Annotated in this window: 14 protein-coding genes; 6 read left to right on the forward strand and 8 right to left on the reverse strand. The window is 48.7% G+C overall.

Annotated features, from left to right (window positions below; translation table 11 throughout):
* Positions 1–13 precede the first annotated feature (13 nt).
* The 7 genes from NK638_RS04140 to NK638_RS04170 all read right to left on the reverse strand — a co-directional run bounded on the left by NK638_RS04140 (position 14) and on the right by NK638_RS04170 (position 13,922).
* Complete coding sequence (locus tag NK638_RS04140; RefSeq protein ID WP_274632045.1) at positions 14–6,157, reverse strand: DNA repair ATPase; 6,144 nt, start codon at positions 6,155–6,157, stop codon at positions 14–16.
* Positions 6,158–6,376: 219 nt separating this feature from the next.
* Positions 6,377–8,464 carry a hypothetical protein gene (locus NK638_RS04145; RefSeq protein WP_274632046.1) on the reverse strand — a complete coding sequence of 696 codons (2,088 nt, stop codon included), beginning with the start codon at positions 8,462–8,464 and terminating at the stop codon, positions 6,377–6,379.
* Positions 8,465–8,582: 118 nt separating this feature from the next.
* Positions 8,583–9,239 (reverse strand): OB-fold-containig protein, encoded by a 657-nt coding sequence (locus tag NK638_RS04150; protein WP_274632047.1) that lies wholly within the window; start codon positions 9,237–9,239, stop codon positions 8,583–8,585.
* A 182-nt stretch (positions 9,240–9,421) separates the two neighbouring features.
* Positions 9,422–10,429, reverse strand: coding sequence for a Xaa-Pro aminopeptidase (locus tag NK638_RS04155; RefSeq protein WP_274632048.1), 1,008 nt, complete (start codon positions 10,427–10,429; stop codon positions 9,422–9,424).
* Between the two features lie 171 nt (positions 10,430–10,600).
* The gene (locus NK638_RS04160) at positions 10,601–11,089 is read right to left on the reverse strand and encodes an META domain-containing protein (RefSeq protein ID WP_274632049.1); all 489 of its coding nucleotides are present in this window, start codon (positions 11,087–11,089) and stop codon (positions 10,601–10,603) included.
* 593 nt (positions 11,090–11,682) lie between these two features.
* Positions 11,683–12,786 carry a lipase secretion chaperone gene (locus NK638_RS04165; protein WP_274632050.1) on the reverse strand — a complete coding sequence of 368 codons (1,104 nt, stop codon included), beginning with the start codon at positions 12,784–12,786 and terminating at the stop codon, positions 11,683–11,685.
* A gap of 59 nt (positions 12,787–12,845) precedes the next feature.
* Positions 12,846–13,922: an esterase/lipase family protein gene (locus NK638_RS04170; RefSeq protein ID WP_274632051.1), complete on the reverse strand. Its 1,077-nt coding sequence runs from the start codon at positions 13,920–13,922 to the stop codon at positions 12,846–12,848.
* Between the two features lie 299 nt (positions 13,923–14,221).
* On the opposite strand from NK638_RS04170, the gene map reads away from it, so the two are divergent.
* Positions 14,222–15,013, forward strand: a complete 792-nt coding sequence (map, locus tag NK638_RS04175; RefSeq protein WP_446739805.1) for a type I methionyl aminopeptidase — start codon at positions 14,222–14,224, stop codon at positions 15,011–15,013.
* 96 nt (positions 15,014–15,109) lie between these two features.
* Positions 15,110–17,866, forward strand: coding sequence for a [protein-PII] uridylyltransferase (glnD, locus tag NK638_RS04180; RefSeq protein WP_274632053.1), 2,757 nt, complete (start codon positions 15,110–15,112; stop codon positions 17,864–17,866).
* A 100-nt stretch (positions 17,867–17,966) separates the two neighbouring features.
* On the opposite strand, the gene NK638_RS04185 is transcribed toward glnD, so the two are convergent.
* Complete coding sequence (locus tag NK638_RS04185; protein ID WP_274632054.1) at positions 17,967–18,635, reverse strand: hypothetical protein; 669 nt, start codon at positions 18,633–18,635, stop codon at positions 17,967–17,969.
* 189 nt (positions 18,636–18,824) lie between these two features.
* Here NK638_RS04185 and dapC point away from each other — a divergent pair, with 189 nt between their 5' ends.
* The 4 genes from dapC to NK638_RS04205 all read left to right on the forward strand — a co-directional run bounded on the left by dapC (position 18,825) and on the right by NK638_RS04205 (position 24,956).
* Positions 18,825–20,045, forward strand: a complete 1,221-nt coding sequence (gene dapC / locus NK638_RS04190; protein ID WP_274632055.1) for a succinyldiaminopimelate transaminase — start codon at positions 18,825–18,827, stop codon at positions 20,043–20,045.
* Positions 20,046–20,217: 172 nt separating this feature from the next.
* Positions 20,218–22,182, forward strand: a complete 1,965-nt coding sequence (locus NK638_RS04195) for a DUF294 nucleotidyltransferase-like domain-containing protein (protein ID WP_274632056.1) — start codon at positions 20,218–20,220, stop codon at positions 22,180–22,182.
* A 34-nt stretch (positions 22,183–22,216) separates the two neighbouring features.
* On the forward strand, positions 22,217–22,822 hold the full coding sequence (locus NK638_RS04200; protein ID WP_274632057.1) for a 3'-5' exonuclease: 606 nt from the start codon (positions 22,217–22,219) through the stop codon (positions 22,820–22,822).
* Between the two features lie 97 nt (positions 22,823–22,919).
* On the forward strand, positions 22,920–24,956 hold the full coding sequence (locus NK638_RS04205) for a D-alanyl-D-alanine carboxypeptidase/D-alanyl-D-alanine-endopeptidase (RefSeq protein WP_274632058.1): 2,037 nt from the start codon (positions 22,920–22,922) through the stop codon (positions 24,954–24,956).
* Positions 24,957–25,147 lie beyond the last annotated feature (191 nt).

Below are 25,147 nucleotides of genomic sequence, written 5' to 3' on the forward strand. Positions count from 1 at the left end.
TGACCCTTACCGATTACTCATAATCGTCAAATATTTTATTTAGGCGATTGAGACTGTTGACGATCAGCTTGCCTGATTGATCGGTGCTGCTGTCAATCGCCAGCTTCTCATCCATACGCATCGTTAGCGGTGCAAGCGCATCTTTTAGAGCGTGTGCTATCAGCGCGGCCTGCTCTGTGACATCGGTGGTCGATGCTTGATCGTCAGCACGGCTCGATAGACTCTGAACCATCTGCTGTGCCAATTGCTCGACTGCGCCCACCAGTTGTACCATCAGCTGTTTTTGCGTCTCTTGGTTTTGTTTGAGGTACTCGCCTTCGGCTTTATGGTCGTGCTTGTAGAGCTGTGTTAGCTGGTTCATACTTTTCTCAAAGCCATTGTCGATACTATCGCTGACGACTTTAGCATTGTTAATAAAGCTATCGGCAAGGATTTTTTGTGACTCAAGCTGGGCGTCTCGTTTGATTTGCTCAGCTGACTCTTTTAAACGCGCCAGCTGCTCAGGATCATTTTTTGTTACATAGCTCTCAAACTGACTGCTAATGGCATGAAAGCCGCTAGCAAGATCGACAAGCTGCGCGACGATACGTGCGCCGATATCGCCATCCTCGCCGCCCATGGCTTTGTTGCGCAAAAAGTCGGCTTTGATTTGCGCCCAGCGTGCCTTTTCATCCTCTGTCAGCACGCCGCGCATCTCACCAAGCTTCAGCAAGTTGCTCTCTGCGCCTTGGGTAAGTAGCTGCGACTCGCCCAAATAGTGATCATCGATTAGCTGATCCAGCTCTGCTTGATTCATGACGGCTGACAGCTTTTCGGTCATCTTATTCATATTGCGATAACTGCCTTGCAGTTTAAATATCGGCTCGGTGCGGTATTTATCATCTTGCGAGGCAGAGGCGATGTAGGCCTGATTGACATCAAGGATGACTGCTTGCACGGCAAACATATGACGTAAGACAGCAACAATTTCATTAACTTCTGAGGTGCTATACGGATAGCTTAGCTCGCTAGCTTGGGCTTGCGCGAGGTTTGCATTGTCGGCCTTTGCCATTTTGATCAGTCGATGCACATCGCTTAAATCACGATTGACAAGGGGCGCGAGTACCTTGTTTGAGGTCAAGGCGTTTTCGATATAACTGAGCGCAAACACCTCCTCCATACCGCTCATGATATCGCCAAGATTATAGATATCGGCGCGGTTGGCGAGCATATCAGGGACTTTAAAGGCTTCGCCGCTTTCGGTATAAGGGTTACCCGCCATGACCACACAGAACTTTTTGCCGCGCATGTCATAGGTTTTGGTCTTGCCTTGCCAAACGCCATCGATGCGCCGCGTGCCATCGCCCAGTGAGATAAACTTCTGCAAAAATTCCGCGTGCGTATGCTGAATATCGTCAAGATAGAGCATGACGTTATTGCCCATCTCAAAGGCTAAGTTGATTTTATTCAGCTCCTCTCTTGCCGTGGCATTGGGCGCTTTTTCGGGGTCGAGGGACGTGACATCATGACCGAGCGAGGGGCAGTTTATCTTCATAAAGATAAGCCCTAAGCGGCTCGCCACATATTCCATCAAGGTGGTTTTGCCGTACCCTGGCGGTGATATCATCATAAGGATACCCATCAGATCGGTACGCTTGTCCTCACCGACGGTACCCATTTGCTTGGCAAGATTGTCACCGATCAACGGCAGATAGCTCTCATTAATCAGGCGGTTACGCACAAAGGATGATAGCGGACGCGGCATAAACTCATTTAGCCGCAGCTCGTCTTTTGCCTCATGCAATATCTCAGTACGCATCGCCAGATAGCGTTTATAAGCAGGTATCACTTGGCTGTCGTGATGATGCAAACGGCTTAAAAAATCATCGACCGCAAAGGTGAGGGTCTGCTGATGAATACGCTGATGCTCACCCAATAAGCTGCCCACCTGTATCTCAAGCGCCACCTTACTTGTACTACGTGCAAAGCTTTGTACTTGATTTAGCGGGTGTTTGCCATTGGATAAAGACGAGGATGGTATAAAGGATAAGGTCGATGCCGAGGCGTGCTCCGACGCCCTTGCATCAACGCTGACGCCCGACGCACTCAAGCGCTGCAATAAAGATGCGCGCATAGGGTCATCTAACTGGGTGAGCATAATAGCAATCGCTTCAGGTACATAATGGCGACCGATCTCCACCTGCTGCTGACGCCGCGCTTCCTCTTCTGCTCGCTTAGTGCGCACATCTTCGCTAGGCGCATCACCATCATCAGCACTGCTACCATCTGTAGTCTGATCTGTAGCTATGCTATCTAGCAAAGCATAAAACCAAGTGGCTAGTAGCTCATAGGCAGATTTTGGCTGCAAGGTCAGCTTGCCAATAGAGGACTGCAGCTGCGTCATGCTTTGAGTAGCTTGCCTGCCGCTTGGGGTAGTATCCAAAGCTTGGCGCAGCTGATCACACAGCGCTTGTGCTTGCTGGCTGGTTTGCCATGATAATGATAGCTTGTGATCGACAGTATCACTATCTAGACCACTGGCGAGCATCCCACTTGCATCAGTGCCAGCCTGCCCCATGACACTGACCAAGTATTCGCAGGCTTGCTGTACGTACTGGTGTTGAAAGATAGTGGCATTATTGCTATTGCTAGTATGATGACTATTACTGCCTGTATGGCTGCCATCATAAGCCGTAACAAACTCGCGCATGAGCATGGTCATATCGGCAATTAATAGCGCCTGCGCCCGATCGCTGCCAAGGCTACGCCGCAGCTGCTCGGCAGTCACCGCTCTATCGAGCCAGCTGCCGACTTGTATCAGTACGTTTTCATTTAGCCAAGTGTCATAGCCAAAGGGGCGCAAAGCCTCTAGGCCAAGCGCTTGTACAAGGGACAGTTGCCAATAAAACAGCTGCGCCAGCGCGCGCACTTGCGGCGTATAAATAAGTAAACCGGCATCGCGTAGCGTGGGCAGGATTTGGAGCAATAGCAATGTGGCGTCATGATCATGAATGCCTTTGTCAAACCCAAGCTGATAACGCGGCGTGGCATAAGCTTTGACCAATGTGGCCAGTGGACTGCTGGCAGTAATCTCGCCGCTGCTATCTATCGTATGAGCCGCATTGGCCATACTGACCGTGTCGTCATAAGCCTGATACAGACGCGCCTGCGTCAGGCCATCTTGATTATTTTTCGCGCTCTCGATGATGCGATAGGCCAAGTATTCAGCGCGGTACACCGTATCAGACTCGGAGGCGATACTCATGTCCCAGTACGGGCGCAGCGCATTTAATTCTGCATTATCGAGCACTTCATAATAGTCTGTACCGGTGAGATGTAGGTTTAGCACGCGGCTGCCGTCTGTTTGCTGACGACTGAGCAGCGTTAAGTCCAACGGCTGAGTGTTGACCGAAAAGCGATGACGGCCAAGCTTGATAATTTTCCCACCGTCTTCAAACAGATCCGACTTGTCTTTGAGGCTCTTATAGCTTTCAACCTGAATGGCTTTAAGGCGTGCGTCGATATCGTCTGCTTTGACGCTAAACCCCATCTGTTGTAAGTCTTTGGCGATGCTCCGTACTTTTTGTACCAGACCATCAGAGGCAAAGTAAGTATTGAGCGCTTCTTCCTCGGCAAATCCAGTGACGCCAGTGCTTTGGGTGCGTTTTTTGATACTCTCAAGCATCCGCAGTGCGCCATCGCCTAGGTTTTGCGCCCGGCGATTACAGGCATCGAGCAGCTGCTGTTTATGATTTTCAAAAGTATCAAAAATCTCTTCGCGCTTGGTGATGATATCTGCCAAAAACTGATCGCCGCCCCCCATCTCAGGATCAGCAAACTGACTCTCAAGCTCCTCTAGCTGCACCAGTAGCTTGGCCATTTGCTCGTCTGATTTCTCCGGCGTATTGGCAATCGACAAGGCATTGGCAATCGACTGACCAAACAGCTTAAACTGCGCCCCAAATTGCGCAATCGCTTCGGCAGAACCTAAGCTTTTACGTTTATGATTGAGCTTGGCTTTGTTTTGATTGAGGCGCGAATAAATGGATGATATGTCATCGATGATTTGCGTACGGACGGTGGCATCAGCGACATCGAGGGTGCCCAGCAGTTCGGTCAACAAGTCCAGCCCTGCAGCGGTATCGTCGATTTGCTCAAGCACCGGTTTGAGCTCGCTATTGGTTTCGGCGGTGTCTAGACGTTCGCTGACCTCTGCCAAGATATCCTCATAGCTGGATAATGCCTCCTCACCGCTTAAAAACGTCACGGTTTTTTCGGCCAGCTCGCTCTCTGCTTCCTCCAATTGTTTTTGCAATGCTTGTAACTTATCACTATCTAAATAACGCAAGTCCTCTAAGCCGACTAGCCGACCTTTTTGCCGCCTGAGCGCCGATAACTGCGCCACATAGTCACTGGCTGACTCAAAGCTTGTGATTTTTATTTGCCGCAGGATATCATTTTGCTGAGCGTCGGCATCCGCTAGTGCTGCTTGGGTTTGTTTTTGGATGCTTTGGACTTTGGCAAACTCATCAATGACCAGCTCAGCGGTGGCGGTGACGTCTTTGATACTGCCTGCAATATCGTCCAGCTCTGGCTCGGACAACCAATAATAGCTATCAAAGAGACGGCTGGTATTGTCGGCGAGCTCTTCATAAAGCTTTTGCGAGACGCTTTGATTGTCAATGAGGCGAGTGATGCTATAAAGATCTGAGATACCACGTACCAGCTCTTTGTTCCCAATTTTGCCATAAAAGCTCGTGCTTTCAGGCAACTCGCTGACATACTCATGCGACGCATACGGCGTATGCCATATCTGCATTGGATGAATGCGTGACGGCTCATTTTGCGCACTAAACAGCACCAAACGGCCGTTTTCAGCCAGCGCCATGCCGTTACAATAAATGGGGTTTGCCAGCTGTTTTTTGATAAGGTTGTAAGGAAATAGCCCCGTGATGCCAAGTGCTCGGTCGTAAAACAAAAACAATACATCTTCGCCATTGGGCGAGATGATCTTACGCTTAAATTTTAAATTTTTGGCACCGACACTGTTGGCATCGAACAGCTTATATTCGCCCGTCTGTAGATAATACCCACCCGGAAATATAATGCCGTGATCCTCAGGCAGCTGCACACACGACTGCCCGATGGCATCCAGCCGCAGCACAGCCTCGGTCAAGGTGTTATAAACAAAGTAGCGATAGCTGTCCTCGCGATACGGTAATATCTTGAGCAAAATCAAGCTGCCCACCTTGGCATAATCAATCTGAGCATCGGTAAGCGACTGGGTACGGTCATCGACCGGCTCGCTATAGATGCCCTGCCCTGACTCGGTATTGTTTTCGATTTTGATGGTTAAGTCACCGCCGACCGTTTCCACAAATATGGTGTCTAGGATATTCATGTGCGGATATTTGCCATTGATCATCTGCTCACGCGTGGTCTCTATCCACTCAAAATCATAAGCAGGTGGTAGCTCAATATCGCGCTCACCGCGATTGTCGACATAAGCCACTTGCGCAGCCTTTGGTGTGCCTTCGCTAAAATCGAGAGCAAAACGAAACACCCGAATATCGCTGATACGCTCACCGATCTGAAACGCCAGCAAAAGCTTGCTGTCTTTGACCGTCAGCTGCATAAGGCGCGTTTGCTTGTAATAGCGGTATAGCTCGTTGAAGTCTTGCACAAAAGCTTGCTGATCTAAAAACGTTCCTTTTAAATCGACCTCTTCGAGCTGATACTCTTGCTCCGCACTATCACCACTACTGCTCTGCGGACTCTCATCGCTGTCGCCTTTATCAGCAGGGTCTATCAAGCGATATAGCGACAGTACATCCTTAACATTGCTAGCGCGCTTAAGCCCCATAAAGACGTTGTAACCAAACAGCAAATAATCACCGACCTGCACCATATCTTGCGCCACGCAGTTATATTCGGTACGAATGCGCGTGCGGGCAATCACTTGCATCTGTGTGCTGCCAAACTCTTGTAGGCGCGCATTATTTAAGGTCGCGGTTTGCTGCTCTAAGCGGCTACCTTGCTCGGTAAGGCGTTTTTTTATAAGCTCATAGGCGTTACCTGAAGCGACGGCCTGATCGGCTTGACTGCTGGGCTGGGCTTGATTGGCTTGGCTATCGTTGTCGGTGCTATCTAGATTGGTTGGGTTTTGCGTATCCGCCATCGTGAGTCGTCCACTTCTGTTTTTATATAATAAGAGAGTTTTGGGCAATAAGAAAAGATGAGATAAATCTAAGAAAATCTTGACTGGTCTAAAAAAACGAAAAGTAACGTTAAGCGACAAAGACGTGGATAAGCTTTTTTAGACCAGCCAGCTCGGTACTGTCATGAGCTGACCAAAAAACCTGCCGCCACAGCAGCAGATTTTTGACTATCAAACATACTAATCATTATATTGAGTCGGCGCGTTATCTGACTTATTGGCTTTATTCATCGCCTGATTGGCCAGCACACCATTGAGGATACCGCTTAGGGTATCTGACTTACCAGCAAGGCCATCGATGGCTTTGCCGATAGAAAGTGATTTGGCAAAGTTGTCAAAGAAGTGGGCTTCGCCGCCGACGATATCGATTTTGGCTTTTTGTAAGGCCACTGCCAAGACTTCAGCGTTTTCTTTGGCAATCTCTTTACCTGCGTCAATAGAAGCCATCGCTTCTTGTAGCGCGGTCTCAAGCCCCATACGGAACTCTTCGTGCTCGCGTGCTTCTTTGCTCATGCTGCCCATGGCATTGAACTTCTCGACCAGACCATCGGCTTCAGCTTGGAAGTGCGCACGAGTGACTTCGGCTTTTGCCATTCCAACGTCACGCTCGGCCTTGGCGTTTGACTCACCGCGAGCGGCGATAACTTCAGCATTGGCCATACCGACATCACGTTCGGCTTTGGCATTAGACTCACCGCGAGCGGCAACAATCTCTGCATCGACCATACCGATGTCACGCTCAGCTTTTGCTTTAGAGGCGCCGCGAGCCGCGATAACTTCGGCTTCAGCCATGCCTTTTTCACGGTCTGTTTGAGCCTGAGCCTGTCCCGTCGCTTTGATGATATTGGCTTTGGCGATACCTTCTTTTTCTAGCGATATGGCCTTGGCTTCTTGGATGGCCGCTTCGGCAAAACCATGCGCCGACTCTTCGGCCTTGATTCCTTCAGCCAGCTTAACTTTGGCCTCAGCATCTTTAGCCGCCGCCTCTAAATTGGCATTGGCAAGGGTGGTAATCTCCACCGCCTTATGCTTCGCTGACAGCTCTTCAGCTTCGGCTTTTTTGACTTGACGCACTTTGAGCTCTTCTGCATCTGCCTCAGCGGCAAGAACGCGCGTTTGCTTGTCACGCTCCGCCTCACTGACTTCGCGGACTTCCTTGATGCGCTCTTCTTCTTGCGCCACGGTCTTATCGACTGCGATACGCTCACGGATGACATTGGCGATTTCTTTTTTCTCAAGCTCAATCGCACGCTCAGCTTCTATCTTTTGTAAGTCAACTTCACGCTCACGCGAGACGATCTCTAAATCCTGCGCTCGCGTCACTTTTTCTTGCTCGATGATGACGGCGCGCATACGGTTTTGCTCTGCAACCTCGATTTCGCGCTGCTGGTTTTCGCGCTGAATCGCCAGATCCTGCTCGACGATGATGATAGCGGTTTCTGATTTTTTACGCTCTTCTTCTTCAATCTTGCGCGTCTCGGCTGTTTCACGAGCGATGACTGACGCAATTTCGCGTTTTTGTTTGGCTTCGGCATCTGCTTGCTGACGCTCCAGCTCCAGCATCGCCTCTCGGGTTTCGACGTTCTTTTTCTTAACGGCCAGCTCTTCGTCACGCTCAAGCTCATTGGTAATGACGTTTTGAAACGCCGTTAGCTGAGTGATCTTTTTGATACCCTCAGCATCTAGGATATTGCTGGAGTCCAGTGATACTTTTGGCGTTTGCTCTAGATAGTCAATCGCCACATCTTCTAAGACATAACCGTTCAGATCATTACCGATTTCTTGGACGATACTGTCACGGAACTGACTGCGGTTTTCGAACAGTTTGACAAAATCAATCTGCTTACCGACCGTCTTTAACGCTTCAGAAAACTTGGCATTGAATAGCTCATTGACCGCGACTTTATCAGACGCTCTCTCTACGCCAACGGATTTGGCGACTTTGAGGACGTCCTCTTCAGTTTCATTCACTCGTAAATAAAATGCGACTGTGATATCGGCACGCATATTATCCGCACAAATCAAGCCTTCTTTGCCGCGGCGATCGACCTCTAAGGTGATCAGCGAGATTTTCATCAGCTCTTTTTTGTTGATGACAGGCCAAACAAACCCGCCATCAAAGCGCACAGCGATTTTGTTCACGCCGTTGATAATGAGTGCTTTGCCTTGCTCAACCTTCACATAAAAGGCTTTGAGCATCAAAAGTGCGACCATCATAAAAACAAACGCCAGCACCACAACCACGCCGACGATAATGAGTTTGTCCATATCCATTCCTCTAATTAAAACATTCCAAGCGAATTTAAAACCCTTGCTCTATTTACTAAATGCTTATTTTTTATCTGTTATTAAGCCACCATTTACTGACCAATATCTTTGATGAGCATTATTTGTCTTCAACAGGCGTGACTCGGTAAGTGTTGGCATCATCTAAATACGCTACCAACACGACTTTATCGCCTTGTTTTAACTGATTGTCACTCATATCTGAGCGAATCTTGAGTATCAATCCTGCGCCGCCATCATTGAGTACTGCCTCTCCATGCTTGTCAGTCACGCTCAGCGTACGCACCACAGCGATTTTGCCGATATTACTAGAAGCATTGCGTTTAGGGATTTTGGCGATGTTTTTACGAATTGGCGAGATAATAAGGCCAGTCAGCCACATCGATATCACCAAAACAAAGACCAGTGCCCCTGTACCAAATACATAATACAAAATGCCTGAGTCAACGTTTTGGTGCAAAAAGCTGGTGTACAGATAGCTTAGTAGCCAGCCGATAAGGCTGATAAGGGTTAAGATAATAATAAGCGGCACGCCATAAAGGCCAAACTTGAGCATGAGACCGGTAAAAAACCCCGTTGAAGATAGGTTTGAGACATCTGCATCACCACCTAAATCCCCAAGATCGACGCTATCCATATCTGCCAGACCAAGCAAAGAGACGACCCAATACAAGGTCACAAACATCACAAGCGCCGTAAAAACAATCGTGGGATATAAACTGATATTAGTAATAAATACTAAAAAAGCCTCTTGCATGACATCTCCTCTCCCTTTGCCTACTTAATCTAGTATCTTAATGACCCAATTACATAATTTGGTATGACATGAATGACTTTTGCTCGACTTAATGCCGTTATATTTATATTTTTAGAATCAACTTATGTTTCTTTGTTAATGATTATATATACATTTCATTACATAATATATAGCTGTGTCAATCAGCGGCCCCATATCGGTGAGCGTACGACCCCACCATTTTGACTATTGATAGCATAGCTCATATTTCCTGAGAGCGAATGAATCACCAAATCTCCACCTTTTTGGCTTCTAACACTTTGACCGCCTACTTGCCCGCTGATTTTTGAATGACGCGTTGGATAGACTGCATACTTGCCAGAAGGAGATAGACGAGCCGGCTCATCGAGACCAGTCTCTGCCAGATTGATCACGTGTCCAGTCGCCAGCGTCATGACAGCAGCCTTGCGACCATTGAGATAAGCCATACGCTGACCATCTACACTGAGCTGAGGACTGGCGACATAACCATTTGTCGGTACAGGTACGGCTGTACCAGTCGCGAAGTGATAGCGATAAATACGGGGACGACCTGCACGGACTTTGTCACTGGTATAGACAAAGCTTTTGCCGTCAGCGGCATAGCTGGGCTGTACCTCAGTGCTCGGTAGTGTCGTTAATTGCTCAGTTTTCCCATCGCTTAGACGCATCTTATAAATATCAGCATTGCCGCCGACCGTTGAGCTATAGAGCAGATGATGGCCATCTGGTGAAAACGAGGCAGACAGATTGCTCCCTTGCGCATTGACCACTAGGTTATGCGTATCGCGGTTACGGTCATGGATATAGATATTTGGGTGCTGGTTTGGCGCTTGTTTGCTATAGGCGAGCTGTTGACCATCCGCTGACCACGCTGGGGCGTAGATATAACCTGTGATCTGATCAATGCGCTGACGATCACTGCCATCAGGACGGATACTATAGAGTGTCGATACTTTGGCGCTTCCTACCCCTTGCTCTTCTACGTAAGCAATGTGTCCTTGACGATCAATGGCAGGCATAGCAGCAGTTAACGGGTTACTATCCACTACTATATTGTTCGGCTTTTTGATTTCAGTGCTAGGCAATGTCTGACAGCCAGTGAGAGCTGCCAGTATAGCGATCGTCGTCACCCCTTTTATCATGATGTTATTCGTGGTTGGTTTCGACATAATGGTTTTAAACATAAAGTAGTATCCAGTGAAATCTATAAGGCATAACAGCAGCTTTACGCTAGTGTAGCGCAAAATTCGACAAACTTCGGATAAAAAAAGGCCCCACATATGAGTGAGGCCTTATCAAATCTAAACAGAGTGTTTATATTGCTCTTATACATCGTTAGCTTATTTAGACACAGCTTTAAAGTAAGCCACTTGATTGTCATTTTTGATGGTTAAGATTGGCACTTTTTTGGCGTTTTTGCTGAGGCTATACTTGCCTTGTACCGTGGCGACTGCTGCTGTATCGAAGCTGGCTTGCGGTTCAGGACAGGCCATCATTGTACTGATGCCATTTTTGATCTGCACATTACCATTGACGACACTGTAACCTGCGCTCATGTTGTTGCAGGTATTCATAAATGCGACGTAGTTTCTACCGTTATCATTCATAAAGCTCAAAGTGAGCGGCTTGGCTGGATCAAAAAATAGTGCGGTTACTCGCTCACCATTCATACGTTTGGCATCAACCAGCTGCCAGTTGTGCGCTTGGAGCGCCGTTTCGGTCACTGGCTGACTGACTGGCGCTGGCAAGGTAGCCGTTGTCTGGCAACCAGCAGTAAGCGCACCTATAACAAAGGTGGCACCCATTATCATTTTTGTCATATTTTTCATACTTATTCCTTCTATTGAATTCAGCAAGTTTATCGCGTCTTAAGCTTGCGCTTAGGGCAACTGCTAAAGACCCAATCAAAATTTTTTTATTGCTATAAATGATCTTGAGCAGTCGCATATAGTGTCTCACCCAGCGCCTGCTGTCATTATTAATTGAGTTATTACTTGGCAGATATTTGTTGCCCGATACAATCGCGACAATGTTGGCAATTGAAGGTAAGCTCCAGTCATCCAACGCACCAACTCACCAAAAGCGCGATAACTTTTGATGATTTTGGCTGGTGATATTTCTCTCAAACCAAAACACCCCACTAAATAGTGAGGTGTTTTTATCGTGCAACTATCGCATCTGATGACTGATATCACTTATCAAAACGGTAGATACAACGTCAGTCTTGATAAGCGTATGTACCACTATTTTAGATCACATCTGTACCAGTAATGTTTGGCTTTTCAGTAGCGAAGTATTACTATCGTTGTGTTAAAGCCACAGCTATTGGAACGTACCCTTCCCATGCGCCTTTGCTTATCCACACTTTTAGCATACCTGTCCCTTACATTACGGTAAGTTATTCAAGGTTAATAAAGTGCGTCTATTGAGTCTTTGTTTTTTGCAGCGCAGCATAGCCAGACAGACGCTTGCGCTCAGCGTCATCAAACAGTTGCTGCTCAAGCTGCTCGATCTGACTTTGCGCCGCTGCTGGATCGGCACTTTGACTCAATAGCTGCGCCTTTTGTGCTTCATACTGAGTAAAGCGCTGGTCAAAATTGGCATCTTCTTGATCGACTTGTGCCAGTCTCTCTGCCGCTGGTGCGCCCACTAGCTCTCGACGCATATTGTATAGTGCTTCAGGACTGGCACCTGCTGCTTTCATCCGCTCAGTACGGCTCATAAGCTCATTAAGATTGGCTTGCTGCAGGATATTGGTTTTGATCGCACCATCTGGTAGACGGCTCACATAATCTTGTCTAGCAGCTTGCTTCTGTGCTTCGCTCATTTGCTGATTTTGGTTGATTCTGACCATCTCCATACTATAGTTATCGTAGTTATCTTCTGCATCAAAGAAGGCTTCGATGGTGGTTTTGTCAAAATACTGCTGACGTAAACTTGCTACCTCTTGCTTTTGCTGAGCAATGGCATTCAAATCCAGCTCACCGCTTTTGCTCGCTTGTAATTGCAGATTGCCATAGCGTTTTTCTATATCAGGCAGCGCTTTGAGATACGCCACATAGTTGCCAAAGATAGCGACCGCTTGGCTGGCAGCTGGCTCTGGCGTGTGATGGCGAATATAACGCTCGACACGCGCAAAAATAACGGCTTCGTCCTCCTCTCCTATTGCTGATAAAAAATAATCGAATAAACGCCGTAAGCCTTCCGTGACGACCAACTGCTTGTTTTCATTGATGATGATTTCGCCGTCCACTTGCGTGTCTCTTAATGAGCGCGGCAAACGCTCTAACCCAGTGACAAATGCAGACTGGTTCTGGGCTGAAGCGGTTTGTTCTGTTTGCTCACTATTTAGTGCAGTGGACAACGTACTCTCAGACTTATCAGTGGGTGAAGCAGATAGCGACTGCTGAGTCGCCATCGGTTTATTATCTGGCTTAAACCACACAATCACCGCCACCGCGATGACTATGATGACCACAGCGACTATAACAATCGGTAGATAAGCGGGGCGGCGATGTTTTGACATAGATACGAGTTCTTAGGCAACCATTAAATAGATCGTCATTAAATAGATGGTCATTGGGGTTAGAGATTGGCGTTTTTTAGGCGATTGACCTGAGTACGATAAATGGACTTGGGCTTAGACTCGCCCCATGCTGTCAGACCTAGTACCTGATCGGCTGAATCTAGATGGTTCATGATGTAGTTGTCACGAATTACATACCCAAGTCGGCTTGAGCAGGCAGAGACCAGACCATCATTGGCATCAAATAAAAACGGTACGCTTGTTGCTGCAAGCAGATAATCACTAGGGTCAAGGGCTCTCACGACTTGTCCTACCCCACTAAATGAGTAATATTTGATACCGTTTGCAGAGGTACTGGTTGGCTGACCACAGTAACTTGTTGGCATTGCTGCGGGGAATTTGGCATTGAATTTGGCCGCACCATCGGTTGATAGCGCCATGAGTGCTTGCCAGCCATCTTGCGCTTGTATCTCTTTGAAGCTGATGCCTGATCCCACATCTGTAAAGCCGCCAATCAAATTAAACACCCCTGATACCAGCTGTGTCGTGACGTTGGATGGCTCACCTGTGTCATTGTTTGGTTCAAGGACATTTTTGACAAAATCGGCTGTTTTTGAGCCTTGCTCTGGGCTTGATACGGCGGTGACCGAGGCGACGTATTTTGGTGCAACGCCAGCGACATAGCGGATGTCTATACCGCCTTGACTGTGCCCAAACAAATTGACTTTTGGATCGCCTGAAATGGCAGTGATGGTTTTGATTTGCTGTAATAGCTGCTCGCCGCGGACTTCACTATTATTCACCGCTGATGTTTTGGTGGTGTACACCTCTGATCCACCTTTCATTAGCTCACTAGGAATCCCGTTGAAATAATCTAAGACCCCAAACATCTTGGTAAAACCGCCAAGCCCATGAGCCATGACCACTGGATACTGAGTTTTGGTATAACTGGAGGTAAAGTACTTGCTATCGACTAGCGTGCAGCCATTGGCGTTGGCACAATTATAGTACTGCCCTGCCGCTTGCGCTGAGGTGGTTTGCATGGTCATTAATAAAACGCCAGTACTGATAGAGCCCAGTATTGGTAAAAAAGTGCGCGGCGTGAGCGCAGCACGAACGTACGAGGAGAGCGTCATAACAACATCCTTGTTATCATTAATGGTGAGTGCCTTTACCTCATAACGTCGGCAAAGACTGCTGCTAATCCCTTTAGCATGCAAAATTACATTACTTCTATCTTTTACAAGATTCAACTAAATTGTCAAAATATGAATATATTATCGTGACTGGAGGGTCATAAATGCTCAAATGATGCTGTAAAGCAACTATTGTCAATAATAATGATAGATTTAATATTACTTATCATAAAACTGCCATCGGTCCATTTATGGTATAATCTCCCTACATTAACCTCATAATTATAAGACACAAGATGATGACTAAAAAATCCCTTATCCAGTCCCCAGAGGCCATAGAAAAAATGCGTGTGGCCGGCAAACTCGCCAGTGATGTCCTTGTCATGCTCGACGAGCATGTCAAGGTCGGCGTCAGTACCGAAGCCCTCAACCAAATCGCTCATGACTATATAGTCAATGTGCAAAAAGCCATTCCTGCTCCGCTGAATTACAACGGTTTTCCAAAATCGATTTGTACATCCGTCAACCACGTGGTCTGTCACGGCATCCCAACCGAAAGCAAGCTACTCAAAGATGGCGATATCATCAACATCGATGTGACCGTGATCAAGGACGGCTACTACGGTGACACCTCAAAGATGTGGATCGTCGGTAACGGCTCTATCATGGCGCAGCGTATCTGCAAAGTCGCACAAGACGCGCTATATGCTGGCATGAGTGTCGTCAAAAATGGCGCGCGTCTTGGTGATATTGGTGCCGCGATTCAAGAAGTGGTTGAGCCTGAGCGTTTTAGTATCGTCCGTGAGTTTTGTGGTCATGGCATCAGTGATGAATTCCATCACGAGCCACAAGTGATGCACTACGGCAAAAAAGGCACAGGCTTTGAGCTAAAGACGGGCATGACCTTTACCATTGAGCCAATGATCAACCAAGGCGCATGGCAGACCAAGATTTTACCTGATGAATGGACGGCGATTACCAAAGACCGTAAGTTATCTGCTCAGTGGGAGCATACGATGGTCGTGACCGACAATGGCTGTGAAGTGTTTACCACGCGCCCTGAAGAAGACCTGAGCTTTTTGACCCAGTAAGACAAGAAAAGATCGCCTAGGCGGTCTTTTTTTTGGACTATAATTGCGATACTTTTGGTATCAACAATTTTTTTACCCTATTAATTGGATATCCTCATGTTTAATTGCGATGTCACCTCTATCGATTTGACACCCTTACCCCTATTTTCCAAGCAATCAGTGACTACCGACGCGCTGCCAGCAAGCGCCAGCGCCGATAGCACCTCAGAGCCTGCTTTGTTGGGTATTCCTGAATGGCTGAGCCAAATCAATGAGGATATCAGCCGTGCCCTTGAGCGCGGTGTCAATATTCGTCAGCTGGTTGGCGCGCGTAGCGAGGCGATTGATGAGCTGCTGATTGCTTTGTTTTATTGGTTTGAGCTAGATAAGACGGACTTGGCCCTGTTTGCGACAGGTGGCTATGGACGCGGTGAGCTGTCGCTTTATTCAGATATTGATATCCTGCTGTTATCTCCTGACGAAATCGGCGCTGATGCCAGTGGTAAGATTGATAAATTGGTCGCATTGCTGTGGGATATCGGGCTGGAGCCTGCGCTATCTGTGCGTAGCGTCAACGATGCGTTAGAAGCTGCACTTGACCATACGATAGCCAGTGCCCAGCTCGAAGCTCGATTGTTAATCGGCAACGAAGCACTGCGAGATATGCCCATCCAAATCGTTAACAAGCAGTGGTCTCCTCGTGCCTTTTTTGATGTAAAAATGGAAGAGTCTAAGGCCCGTTATCTACAACATAATGCAACTGAGTATAATCTGGAGCCCAATATCAAAACGGCGCCTGGGGGATTACGTGACATTCATATCATCGGCTGGGTGACCAAACGCTATTTTCGTGTGGGTAAGCTGTATGACTTGGTGCAACAAAACTTTTTGACAGAAAAAGAGTTCGATGAGCTCAGCTTTGCAGAAGGCTATCTATGGCAGATACGGCATTATCTGCATGTGCTGACCGGACGTAACGAAAACAAGCTGTTGTTTGATTATCAGCGTGAGATTGCCCAATTAATGGGTTATGAGACTCAGCCAGACGATCAGCCAAATGCGGCTGTTGAACGCTTTATGCGTGATTACTATCGCTGTGCCATGCAAATATCAACGCTGTCTGAGATGCTGACCAATCACTACTATGAGACCATCATAGAGCCCAACCTGCCTGATGATGAGCGCCCCAAAAAGCAGCCGATCAATGCAAGATTCAACCGTGTTGGTGATCATATTGCTATAGCGCACCATCGGGTTTTTGCTCAGCATCCTGAATCTATTTTAGAGATGTTCTTATTAATGGGTCAGCACGGTATCGACAAGGTTCGTACCCATACGCTACGGGCGCTAAAAATTGCAGCACGCGGCATCGATCAGATTTATCGCGACAACCCCGTTCACAAAGCTTTATTTTTATCTAATCTAAAAGAGCAAAACTATCTGTTCCATCGTTTGCGCACCATGAATCGCTATGGGGTATTGGGGAATTACATTCCAGCCTTTGCGCAAGTCACCGGACTGATGCAGTATGATCTATTTCACCGCTATACGGTCGATGCCCATACGTTGTTTTTGATTCGTATTTTGCACCGCTTTACCGATCCGCGGTTTTTTGAAGACTTTCCTTTGGTCAGTGCGATCTTTCAGCGTATTGAGCGCAAAGAGATATTGGTACTGGCAGCGATGTTTCATGATATCGCCAAGGGCCGCGGCGGCGACCATAGCCTGCTGGGTGAGACAGAAGCGATTGAGTTTTGTTTGGCGCACGGTATGAGCAAAGCCGACGCGCATCTGGTCGGCTGGCTAACCCGTCACCATTTACTGATGTCGATGACCGCCCAAAAAAAGGACATCTCAGACCCAGAGGTGGTCACAGTGTTTGCGGATTTGGTCGGCAATGTCACCCACCTCAATCACTTATATGTCCTGACTGTCGCCGACATGAACGCCACCAATCCGCAGCTCTGGAACAGCTGGCGGGCGACCCTGATGAAACAGCTCTACTCGCAGACACGCCGTATCCTACGCGCCGATATCGACGCGCCGACCAACCGCCAAGATATGATCAGCGCCACGCGTAAACAAGCGCTAAAGATGCTCGACAATGTCGACAATCAGCATATGAACCGCGAGGAAGTGTTACGTCTTTGGGACGATCTGGGCGATGAGTACTTTTTGCGCGAGATACCAGAGGATATCTTTTGGCACACCGAAGCCATCCTAAACCATCCGCCTATCGGTCTGGCATCTAATGCCGATAGCCCGCCACTGGTGGTATTGCGCGAGCATCGTGAGCTGGCGCTTGATGCCGTTCAGGTCTTTGTCTACACCCAAGATCAGATGAATCTGTTTGCTGTGACCATGGCCGTCTTTGATCAGATGAACCTAGATGTGCTCGATGCGCGCATCATCACCGCCACTCGCGACTTTGCCTTGGACTCCTATGTGCTGCTCGATCCGAGTGGTACGTTACTGGTCGATGAAGACAGCCAGCAAGAGCTCAAGCAGCGACTGATTGACGCTTTCAAAGCCCCTGCCTTACCAAAGCTGGTGCATAAACGCATCCCTCGGCAGCTGCGCCATTTTGAGGTAAAAACAGAGATTAGCTTTGAGTTTAATGACGCCTCAGATCAGCATATCATGAGCCTAGAGACTTTAGATCAGCCAGGGCTGCTGGCGCGCGTTGGACAAGTGTTTTTGCAAGAAAAAATAGAAGTACACGCTGCTCGTATTACCACGTTAGGCGAGCGCGCAGAAGATATGTTTTATATCAGTGATCAAAACGATGAGCCGCTGTCCGCTGATAGGCTAAGCGCCTTAAAAGCTGCGCTGCTTGCCAGCCTGACAGCTCCAAAAGACACGAGTAGAGGATAAAGTGGCCAGCCTAAAACCTATCGTAAACCTCGCTACTGTTCTGTAAAAACAAGCCCCATCATTGATAATACATTGATGGGGCTTATCGCTATAGCGTCACTTATAAGGTGCTTTTATATACCATCTCACGAGCATGCTCTTTTAGCTCATCATCGGCCAGCTCTAGTGGCAAAACCTCCGCCTCCACTTGCGTCTGTGTCAATATCAAGCGCCCCGCATCGACTTCTTTTTGTAGCAAGCATTGTAAGCTGGCTAAATGAAAGCGCCCATCTAACGCCTCATACATTTGCTCTAACGAAATAGGCGACTTGGCATGCACATCAGGGTACAAACAGTCTTCTGCCAGTATTGCCATCTCGTTGAGTGCCTGCTCGCGGAGCAGCTCATCATTATCGATTTTTTGTTGCAGCTTGTTGGCGAGTCGCCCCTTACTCATCAAGATGACGATAAATATCGCCGTCTGAATGACAAACAACCCCACATACTGCCAGAGCGGTAGCGAGAAGTCTAAAAATCGGCTCAGCAGCATTAGCGTCATAGCCACCAGCACATAGCTGACCAGCTGCCACATCAGCCACATCATCAGGCTGTTTTCGCCATACCAAAACACCTGCCGCTCTTTTAGGTTAATCAAATTCTGACGCGTCTGCCACCAGCACTGCTCGCGCTCTTGTAGCAGCTCGTATAATTTGACACGCGTTACACTATTATCAACGTCATTGTTGATATCTTTAGCGTGAAGTTGGTCATTATTTAGGACACTAGACATATCAAATTACCCTTACTATCAGCCAACATATCGCGCCGACCGCTATTTTTTATTATGAAAAGTTATCAATAAATGCGTCTTTATAGACAAGAGAAGCAAAAGACAAAAAATATAAGAAGTGCTACACTGCCCAAATGTAATTTTTTTTTATAACTTTATTATTAATTGTCTATTATAGTTACCCTACCTATGAATCACAACTTAACACACCTGCATCCGTATCCTTTTGCCAAGATGGCTGCTTTGTTGGCCGATAGCACACCAGACCCCCGTTACAGTGCGATAAAGCTAGGTATCGGTGAGCCAAAACATCAGCCACCGAGCTTCGTCTTGGACGCATTACACGAAAACTTGGACAAAATAAGCCTTTATCCGACTACCAATGGTCTGTTTGAGCTTCGTCAGACCATCGCGCATTGGTTGGAGGGGCGGTTCTTTTTGCATCATGTCGATCCTCGCACCCAAGTGCTCCCTGTGATGGGTACGCGTGAAGCGATTTTTAGCATTGTACAAGCGGTCATCGATCATCAGTGTGATGACGCACAACCGGCAACTGGCGCACCCCCGACTGTCATCATGCCCAATCCGTTTTATCAGATCTATGAGGGTGCGGCGATATTGGCGCAGGCGACGCCGTATTTTGTGCCTTGTACTGCGGATAATGATTTTAAGGGTAACTATCGGGCAGTGCCAACAGATGTGTGGGCGCGCACGCAGCTACTTTTTGTCTGTAGCCCCAACAACCCGACAGGCTCGGTGATGACGATGGAGGATTGGGAATATCTGCTGCGCTTGTCAGATCAGTATGGGTTTATCATTGCCAGCGACGAGTGCTATAGCGAGCTGTATTTTGATACAGCACCGATAGGCCTGCTACAAGCGTGCGCCGCGCTCGGTCGACATGACTTTAAAAACAGTATCGTCTTTCACTCGTTATCCAAGCGCTCCAACCTACCGGGCTTACGCTCAGGGTTTGTCGCTGGCGACGCTGAGGTTTTGCAGGCCTATTTGCAATATCGCACCTATCAAGGCTGTGCGATGCCAATACCGCATCAGCTGGCCTCTATCGCCGCGTGGCAAGACGAAAAACACGTGGCGCACAACCGCGCGCTGTATCAAGAAAAATTTGCGCTATGGATGGCAGAGCTTGGCGATGTATTATCGCTACGTATGCCTGAGGCTGGCTTTTACTTTTGGGTCAAAGTCCCTGAGCAGTTCGATGGCGATGATGAAGTCTTTGTCAAAGCGCTGTATGAGCAGGCCAATATCCATGCCTTAGCAGGGCGCTATCTGTCGCGTGAGGTCGCTGGACACAACCCCGGGCAAGGGTATGTGCGTATCGCGCTGGTGGCCAGTGTAGAGGAAAGCCGCGAAGCCATCCGCCGTATTCGGGCGTTGCTTGAGGTGTAAAACCGGCAAGCAGCCCCATTCTCTTTAGCCTGAGTGATACACAGAGCGGCTGTTTTTATAGCCATCAACACCCTTTAATAACCATGATAGGATGCTGGTTATTAAAGGTTTTTTGGTTAAATAGTGCTATAGTAAAATAGACTGTCGCAACGATGCCATCAAGGATGATGCCATGCCCCATCTTGATTTTACCCAGCCGCCTTTTGATGTGCTGAGCTTGGCTGAGCGCCAAAGCATCAGAAAACACACCAAAATCCGCTACCTTGCCAAAGACGAAAGCCTACCTGCAGACGAGATGTCATACTTATATGTGGTCATTAAAGGCCAGATTGAGCAGTTATTGGCCGGTCATTTTGTCGCGGCCTACTTGGGTAGCAATCACTCAGATGAGCCCAATAACAACGACTGGTTTGACAGCCGCCGCTTGCCTGAGTCTTCTAATGCGCCGCAGCTATCAGCCGCCTCAGACGCACAGCTGACGGACGAAGACAGACAGCGTTATCAGTTTCGCGCCACCGAAGACACGTTACTGCTACAAGTTAAGGGTGCAGCGGTCGATAAAATCAGCGCACAAAATCATCTGGTACGGCAAATGCTCTCTGACAAACTGCCTGAGCGTCTAAAAGCCCTGCAGCAGCGCCGCAATCGTAAATCTGCTGTCCATGCCGCCTACGATGACCAGCAAGAAGTACAGCAGATCATGCTGCAGCCGGTCATCGCTGTTCGTTTACTGCCTGTACATATCGTCGATGCTGATACCAGCTTACATGAAGCGGCGCGCACGATGACAGATGCTGGGTTAAAGCACGTACTGGTGCGAGCACCGACGCATCGACTAGCCATAGCAAACGCGCAACATGGCATCGATGAGACATTGGGCATCTTGACCGATACCGATATTTGCCGCGCGGTCAGTGAGCAGAGAGATCCTACCACCACGCCATGCCAGCGTTATGCTAACTTTAACGTACGTACCATCAAGGCGAGCGATGAGATCGGTGATGCGCTGCTGACCATGACGCGCTACCGTATTCATCGCTTGCCGGTCATCGATCACCATGGTGCGGTAGCAGGTGTGCTTGGTCAAAGCGACATGCTCGCGCACATCAGCCACCACTCACAGCTCATCAGTATTCAAATCGAGCAAGCCCAAGATTTTAGCAGTTTGGACACGGCCGTCGAGAGGATAGGACGCTATATCCGCGCCCAGCACCAGAACGGGGTAAAAATCGGTAACATCAGCCGCATGGTACAGACCTTGAACGCTCAGGTATTTACCAAGCTGTGGCAGCTGCTCGTTCCTGATGAGGTGATGAGCCACACCTGTCTTATCGTCATGGGCTCCGAGGGTCGCGGCGAGCAAATCATGCGCACCGACCAAGACAATGCACTGATCATCCGTGATGGCTATACTCATCCGGATCTACCGCAGTTTGCTGCGCGCTTTAATGAGCAGCTGGCGCAACTTGGCTATCCGCTGTGCGACGGCAATATCATGATGACCAACCCGATATGGCGACAACCATTACAACAGTTTAATGCCCAAATCAGCTCATGGTTTAAAAACACCGATCCCATGCACGCCATCTATTTGTCTGCCATTCTCGATGGCGAATACGTCTGCGGTGATGAGACGCTCTTGCAGCACGTTCGTCAGCACCTCAAGGCCGCGCATCGACGCTCAGACCCTATGTTTGTGCGCCAGTTTGCGCGGGCAGCGCTACAGTTTGGCGATGTCCATCAATGGTGGCAAAAGTTTGTGCCATTATTAGCAGGTAAAAGCGCCTCGCAAGATATCGATCTAAAAAAAGCAGGGATTTTTCCGTTAGTACATGGTATTCGCGCCCTCGCTCTAGAAAATGACATCTTGGCCGTCCCTAGCAGTAAAAACCGCCTAAAAGCCTTGGTCGAGGTGGGCGCACTGACCCAAGAGCGGGCTGACACGCTGTTAGAAGCGCTGGAGTTTTTTATGGCGCAGCGACTCTCTGTTGCGCTCTCGACCGATGACAAACACGCACGGCAGGTCAACCCCATGACGCTGACCGCGCTTGAGCGTGATTTATTAAAAGAGTGTTTGGCTGTTGTCAAAAGCTTTAAAAACCAGCTGCGGCAGCATTATCAATTAGAGATCGCCTAGAGCGGCGCAAAGCAGCAAAGAGAGAATACAGAATATGAGCTGGCTGACCCAACTATCATGCAAATGGCAAAAAATGCAGCTGCAGCGGCCTGAGCTGGCGGCGATGTTTGATCAACCTGCCACTGAGCGGTGGGTGGCGCTCGACTGTGAGATGACGGGGCTAAACCCCAAAAAGCACCACCTACTATCGGTGGCCGCGATTCATATCGATGGCTCTAGCATCGATACGGGCAATGGCATCCATCTGGTCTGTCGCCCGCCCGTCATGCCTGACCGCGACACCATCGTAATCCATGGTCTACGTACCGCTGATGTCGAGCATGGTATGAGCTATGATGAGATGCTGGCGCGGCTACTGCCCTTTATCGGCAACCGTCCGATTGTGGGGTTTTGTCCGCAGATCGATGTGGGGTTTTTAAACCCATTAGTAAAAGACTACATGGGCACCACCTTGCCCAATAAAATCATCGATATTCGGCACTTATACAGTCGGCGTCTGAGTGGTCAAACCCAAGGGCTCTCCAGCCAAGCGCAGCAGCTGACCAACATCTTAGCGCATTATCAGATTCCTGATTTGGGTGCTCATGACGCCTATAATGATGCCACCATGACCGCCATGGCGTTTTTGCATGTGCGCTAGACTGATACATTCCCTTGATAATCAATACGCCCCATCTACGCGGCAAGCGGAACTCATGATACCATAGGCTATTTTTGCCACCTGATGAACGATACTCATGCAATCCACTTCTACCCCCCATTATCATGACAAGCCTTCTGCCTTTGATACGCCGCCGCACGCTGCGGTTGCGCCGTTACGACCAAGGCACCGACTAACGCATCGACTTGGCAAACGCTTGGTCACGCACTTGGTCAGACAAGCATTATGGGCCACTGCGCTGGCGGCACCGCTTGTTGCCCAAGCGGCGCTACCAGAGGCCATCCAAACCGCCTTGTCACGTGCAGATTTGAACGCCGCCGACATCAGTATCGTCATCACGCCAGTGGGCGACAAAAACGCCAGTCGCTTACCAGCGCCTATCAAAGTCACCGACAGCCAGCATCCAGCAGAGCGCTCAAACAACGCTGCCAGTTATCAAAGCACGCTTGTGACGATAGAAAAACAAACCATCCAAAAGCATGAGCGGCAGCTACACGCTTATACCGACGACCCTTCTACTTATCAAAGCTTAGAGAGCATTCCCACCCTACCGTCAGAGGCCAAATGGCCAAACGCTAAAATGCAAACAAGCCAAGACAGTAGCACCGACGATAGTAGCGTAAATGACGGCGCGGATGTCGAGCAAAAAAGCACCGCACATACAACGACCAAGATATCTTTTTCACCCTTACTGAGTCATCAAGCTCAGGTAGCGCGCACCCCTGCCAGCACCATGAAGCTGGTGCCGAGCTTTATCGCGCTAGATACACTTGGGGTGGATTTTGTCTGGCATACCCGCGTCTATCATACTGGCGTGATCATCGGCGAGCGCCTGTATGGCGACTTGGTGCTACAAGGCAGCGGCGACCCAAAAATGACGCATGAGCGCCTACAGCAACTGCTCTATCACGTGCAAGCCTCCGGTATTCATCATATCGACGGGGATATCATCGTCGACAGCGCAGTGTTTGATAAGGTAGGCAAAGACCCTGCGGCCTTTGACAACGCGCCATTGCGTCCTTATAACGCAAGTCCTGATGGTTTTTTGGTCAATTTTAGTACCATCGGTATCAAAAGCTATCCGCTGGACACTGACCACGCGCGACTCACCTACACACCGCAGCTGGCCGATTATCAATTGCCCACCACCATAGCCACTCGCTCAGCGAGCTGTGGACAGGCGCGCTATAGCCTTGCGCCAGTATGGCAAGCCAGCCAGCTGGTGTTTCATCAAAACTTACCAAATAGCTGCCAAGAGCACGCATTTTATGTGGCTTATCCTGATGCCAAAGACTTTGCCGCGCGGGTCATTAAGGCCAAATGGCAAGCACTGGGCAATACCCTGACAGGCGATGTGCTCAGCCGCGAGACGCCTTATAATACGTCATCTCATAAACAGCCAAAAACAGGTTTGCGTGCGCTACCGATGTCACCGCTGCCACAGGTCAGCTATCCGTCGTTAAACTTGGCTCAGCAAATCCACGACATCAACCATTTTTCAAACAACGTCATGACTGAGCAAGTGGCATTATCCATTGCCGCTTATGCCCCGCCATCTGATACTAAGACGACCGCGGCTGACACTGCTACACCCACTCAAACTGCCGTTAGCAAGCCAAAAGGACAAGAAAAAGCAGGAGGCAACAAGACGAGTCTTTATCAGTTTGGCAAACCTGCAACCACTAACTATCCGGTAGCCCTACAGACCATCAGCCAGTGGTGGCAACACCATCTAGACACGCCTGCGCCGTATCTGACCAACGGCTCAGGCTTGTGCCGTGACTGCACGATCACCGCGGCCAACCTAAACGAGCTGCTAATCTATGCCTACGATCACCCAAGTTTTGACGCTTATGTCAACTCGCTCGGCATCGCTGGTGTCAGTGGTACCATTAGCGCGCACAGTGCCCGCTTGCCTGAGTCAGCCGCCATTGGTCGCGCTTGGATTAAGACAGGTACGCTCAATAACGTCACCTCTATGGCAGGCTATGTCAAAGGCCTATCGGGGCAAGACTATGTGGTCGTGGGTATCATCAATAGCGAGCAAGCGCTCAATGCTTATACGGCAAGACCCGTACTCGATGCGATGCTGGACTGGACCGCGCAGCACTAGGGTGTGTCTTCGTTTCAAAAATGGGGATAAAAATGGGATAAATTGCGGTCAAACATTGCGGTCAAACAAGGAAAATAGCGCCATTAATATCGGGATATAAACCCGCTATTTGACGATGTTTGGCAAAATTTGGCCATTTTTAGCCCATTTAGATATAGTTAGCTGAATGTAAAACTGTTATGGATTTAAAC

Source organism: Psychrobacter sp. A3, from assembly GCF_028823565.1.
In the GTDB taxonomy this organism is placed as follows: Bacteria; Pseudomonadota; Gammaproteobacteria; order Pseudomonadales; family Moraxellaceae; genus Psychrobacter; species Psychrobacter celer.

Coding starts and splice junctions, on each gene's coding strand:
- NK638_RS04140 (WP_274632045.1), bottom strand. CDS start 6,157: ATGGCGGATACGCAAAACCCAACCAATCTAGATAGCACCGACAACGAT.
- NK638_RS04145 (WP_274632046.1), bottom strand. CDS start 8,464: ATGGACAAACTCATTATCGTCGGCGTGGTTGTGGTGCTGGCGTTTGTT.
- NK638_RS04150 (WP_274632047.1), bottom strand. CDS start 9,239: ATGCAAGAGGCTTTTTTAGTATTTATTACTAATATCAGTTTATATCCC.
- NK638_RS04155 (WP_274632048.1), bottom strand. CDS start 10,429: ATGTCGAAACCAACCACGAATAACATCATGATAAAAGGGGTGACGACG.
- NK638_RS04160 (WP_274632049.1), bottom strand. CDS start 11,089: ATGAAAAATATGACAAAAATGATAATGGGTGCCACCTTTGTTATAGGT.
- NK638_RS04165 (WP_274632050.1), bottom strand. CDS start 12,786: ATGTCAAAACATCGCCGCCCCGCTTATCTACCGATTGTTATAGTCGCT.
- NK638_RS04170 (WP_274632051.1), bottom strand. CDS start 13,922: ATGACGCTCTCCTCGTACGTTCGTGCTGCGCTCACGCCGCGCACTTTT.
- map (WP_446739805.1), top strand. CDS start 14,222: ATGACTAAAAAATCCCTTATCCAGTCCCCAGAGGCCATAGAAAAAATG.
- glnD (WP_274632053.1), top strand. CDS start 15,110: ATGTTTAATTGCGATGTCACCTCTATCGATTTGACACCCTTACCCCTA.
- NK638_RS04185 (WP_274632054.1), bottom strand. CDS start 18,635: ATGTCTAGTGTCCTAAATAATGACCAACTTCACGCTAAAGATATCAAC.
- dapC (WP_274632055.1), top strand. CDS start 18,825: ATGAATCACAACTTAACACACCTGCATCCGTATCCTTTTGCCAAGATG.
- NK638_RS04195 (WP_274632056.1), top strand. CDS start 20,218: ATGCCCCATCTTGATTTTACCCAGCCGCCTTTTGATGTGCTGAGCTTG.
- NK638_RS04200 (WP_274632057.1), top strand. CDS start 22,217: ATGAGCTGGCTGACCCAACTATCATGCAAATGGCAAAAAATGCAGCTG.
- NK638_RS04205 (WP_274632058.1), top strand. CDS start 22,920: ATGCAATCCACTTCTACCCCCCATTATCATGACAAGCCTTCTGCCTTT.